Genomic DNA, 3660 nt, shown 5'->3' with positions numbered 1-3660 from the left:
TTCAAACGAGTCGATGGGCTGCTAAAGGGGTTGTCCGCCTCTACCTGAAGTCGTTCGATCAGACCTCATGTTCCGGGAGGAATGGCTGTGCGGGGTTTCCAGGTCGGTCAGGGGTATGCCGTCCGGCGCCGTTCGCGCCGTCCATCGCACGCGCCTTGCTCGGATAGGTGGTGCCGTTACGCCGTTCGCCCGCTCGCAGCGGTCCAGCGAGCGCGGCGTCCTTCACCTTGTCCTGCTTGAGGTAGCCGTAGCCATACCCGTAGCCGTAGGCGCTGTCCTCCGGCTCGGTGGCGGCGTTGGCCACGATGCCAAGCAGCGTGCCCCGCACCCGCTCGATCGCGGCGACCGCCTTGCGCAGGCCCGCCTGGGTGGTCTCGCCCATCCGGGTCACCACCACGATGCCACCGACGTTGACCCCGACCAGCAGCGCGTCGGTGACCATCAGCGCGGGCGGGGTGTCGATGATGACCAGGTCGAAGCGATGCTCCAGCTCCTCGATCAGCTCGACCATCGCGGCCGAGCCGACCAGCTCGCTGGGAATGTCAGGCACCGGCCCACTGGCAAGCACACTGACCCGCTCGCCGGGGAGCGGGTGCAGGGCCTCGTCGAGGGTTTTGCGCCCGGTGAGCACGTCGGTCAGGCCGCCTGAAGGGGAGACGTTGAGGTATGAGGCGACCATGGGCTTGCGCAGGTCGGCGTCCACCACGACCACGCTGCGACCCGCGTGGCCCGCGATGATCGCCAGGTTGGTGGCCAGGCTGGTCTTGCCCTCGGACTGCCCGGCGCTGGTCACCACGATCGAGGGGTGCAGCCCGTCCGGCCCGGCGAACTCCAGGTTGGTGCGCACCTGCCGGTAGGACTCGGTGCGCCGCGAGTGCGGCCGCGACAGCGCCGGCAGCTTCTCCTTGGAGAACTCCTGCGGCACCACCCCGAGCAGGGTCACCCCGGTCACCTTCTCGATGTCCCCACTTTCGCGGACACGCACGTCCAAGGACTCGCGGATGAACACTGCCGCGATGCCCAGCAGCAGGCCGAGGACGCCGCCGACGAGCAGGTTGCGCTTGGGGTTGGGGGAGAACGGCGCGGTCGGCAGCGGCGCCGGCTCGAGCACGCTGAGGGTGGGCTTGACCGCCGAGGGCACCTGGTCGAGCGCGGTGACCGTGTTCGGCAGCGTCTTGACGTAGGCGTTCGCCACTGCCTGGGCGACCTGCGGGCTAGTGGAGGTCACCGTGATGATGATGAACGGGTCGTTGCCGGTGGCCTCCGCGGTGACCTGCGGGTTGCCGCCCGACACACCCGCGGCATCGACGGCGGCCTGCACCGCGGGCCCGGTGGTGGCGATCTGCGCGTAGGCGACCGCGCGCTGGTTGGCCAGCTGGCGGCGGGAGATCTCGTCGATCGCGCTCACGCTGGAGGAGCCGGAAACCAGCAACCGGGTCGTGGCCCGGTACTGCGCGGTCTGCAAGAGCGTCGCGGCGGCGGCCCCGGCGATGCTCACCAGCACCGCGACCGCGACGATCCACCAGCCCCGCCTGAGCAGGCGCAGGTAATCGGCAAGCTCCACGCGTTCTCCCCCGAATCGACGACAGACCGGGTGGGTCGTGCCTCTTGGCGGCCAGCGGGTTCACGGTACAGTGCCGCATCGTACCCGCGGGCCAGAAGGCCGGGGCTCCTTTGGACGCCCCTGGACGCTAGCCCAGCACCCGCCCGAGCCATCCGTCAGGCTGCGTGGGCAGTCTGGCCGGCTCGAGCACGGTCACGCTGAGACTGACCGCCGAGGGCGCCTGCTCGAGCGCGGTGAGCGCGGTGTTCAACGTCCCCGCGTACGCGTTGGCCACCGCCTGGGCGGCCTCGGGGCTGGTCGAGGTGACCGAGAGGACGACGAAAGGGTCGTTGCCGGGGGCCGTCGCGGTGACCTGCGGGTTGCCGCCCGACACCCCGGCGGCGTCCACGGCCGCCTGCACCGCGGGGCCGGTGGTGGCGATCTGCGCGCAGGCCTCCGCGCGCTGGTGGTCCAGCTGCCGGCGGGAGACCTCGTGGATCGTGCTGACGCTCCAGGGACTCGAGATGAGCAGCCGGGTCGTGGCCCGGTAGTGCCGGGTCGGCAGCAGCGCCGCGGCTGCGACCCCGGCAACGACCACCAGGACGGCGAGCGCGACGATCCACCAGCGCGAAGGGAGACCGTGCGGGTGGTCGGCCATCGCCAAGCGGTCCCCCTGAAATCCGACGGCAGACCGGGCGGCTCGTGACGTTTGGCGGCCAGCGGCTTCGCGGTACAGTGCGGCATCGTACCCGCGGCCCTCATCCAGCGGGTACGCCGGTGATCCGCGACACCCAAGGCAGGGGCGTGTCGACTGTGGCTTTGCGAGTAGCGATCGTCCACGACTACCTCACCCAGCGCGGCGGCGCCGAGCGCGTGGTTCTGTCCATGCTGCGCGAGTTCCCCGACGCGCGCCTGGTGACCAGCGTCTACGAGCCCGAGAGCACCTACCGGGAGTTCCGCAAGTACCCCGTCGAGACGCTGTGGGTGGACCGGCTGTCCCCGCTGCGCAAGGACCCCCGACGGGCGCTGCCGCTGCTCGCCAAGGCCTTCTCGTCGCTACGGATCAGCGACGTCGACGTGGTCATCAGCAGCAGCAGCGGCTGGGCCCACGGGGTCAGCACCGACGCCCCCAAGATCGTGTACTGCCACAACCCGGCGCGCTGGCTGCACCAGAGCGAGGACTACGTGGCCGAGCACCGGCTCCCGGTGCGGGTGGCCCTGGAGGCGCTGCGCGGCCCGCTCACCCGCTGGGACCACCGGGCCGCCTCGTCCGCCACCAAGTACCTGGCGAACTCCACCGCCGTCCGCGACCGGGTACGGCGCACCTACGGCATCGACGCCGAGGTGCTGCACCCCTCCGTCGGCATCGACCCGGGCGGCCCCCAGGAGCCCGTGGTCGGCGTCCAGCCCGGCTTCCTGCTCAGCGTGTCCCGCCAGCGTGCCTACAAGAACGCCGAGCTGGTCGCGCGCGCCGTCGAGCAGCTGCCCGGCGAGCGCCTCGTGCTCGTCGGCGGCCTCCCGGAGCCCTCCGACGGCCACGCGTGGTCCGAGCGCATCATCGGCCTCAGCGGCGTCAGCGACGCGCAGCTGCGCTGGCTCTACGCGCACTGCGCCGGCCTCGTCGCCGTCGGCCACGAGGACTTCGGGCTCACCCCGCTCGAGGCGAACGTCTTCGGCAAGCCGGTCGTCTGCCTGCGGGCCGGCGGCTACCTCGACACCGTCGTCGACGGGCAGACCGGGGTGCTCGTCGACCGGCTCGCCCCCGACGACATCGCCGACGGGATCCGGCGGCTGCGCGCCACCCGCTGGGACGTGCCCGCGCTGCAGGACCACGCCGAGGCGTTCAGCACCGCCTCCTTCGGCGGGCGACTGCGCGAGATCGCCGAGCGGGTCCTCGGCCGGGCGCCGCGCACCCCGGTCATCGCGCTGCCGACCGTCACCGAGGACTTCCCGCTGGAGTCATCGGCTCGTGCTGCCCGCTGACCACTCCGACCGTCCCCCGGGGCCGGAACAGCCCGAGCTGACCCCCGCACCGACCGCTGAGCCGACCCCCGCGCCACCCCGGAACGCCGCCGCCGCGTACGGCGGGCCGGCCGTGCTGGCCCGGCTCGCGGCGG

The 3660-nt window shown here is 72.1% G+C and carries 3 protein-coding genes; 1 reads left to right on the top strand and 2 read right to left on the bottom strand.

Features of this window, described 5'->3' with window-relative positions:
- Positions 1-58 precede the first annotated feature (58 nt).
- Positions 59-1564, bottom strand: coding sequence for a polysaccharide biosynthesis tyrosine autokinase (locus VIM19_12360; GenBank protein HEY5185670.1), 1506 nt, complete (start codon positions 1562-1564; stop codon positions 59-61).
- 127 nt (positions 1565-1691) lie between these two features.
- Positions 1692-2207, bottom strand: a complete 516-nt coding sequence (locus VIM19_12355; protein HEY5185669.1) for a hypothetical protein — start codon at positions 2205-2207, stop codon at positions 1692-1694.
- A gap of 140 nt (positions 2208-2347) precedes the next feature.
- On the opposite strand from VIM19_12355, the gene VIM19_12350 reads away from it, so the two are divergent.
- Positions 2348-3526 (top strand): glycosyltransferase, encoded by a 1179-nt coding sequence (locus VIM19_12350; GenBank protein ID HEY5185668.1) that lies wholly within the window; start codon positions 2348-2350, stop codon positions 3524-3526.
- The last annotated feature ends 134 nt before the right edge of the window (positions 3527-3660 follow it).

Source organism: Actinomycetes bacterium, from assembly GCA_036510875.1.
Taxonomy (GTDB): domain Bacteria; phylum Actinomycetota; class Actinomycetes; order Prado026; family Prado026; genus DATCDE01.
Note: the sequence above shows the minus strand (reverse complement) of the source record. Positions and strands in the feature narration are given on the sequence as shown.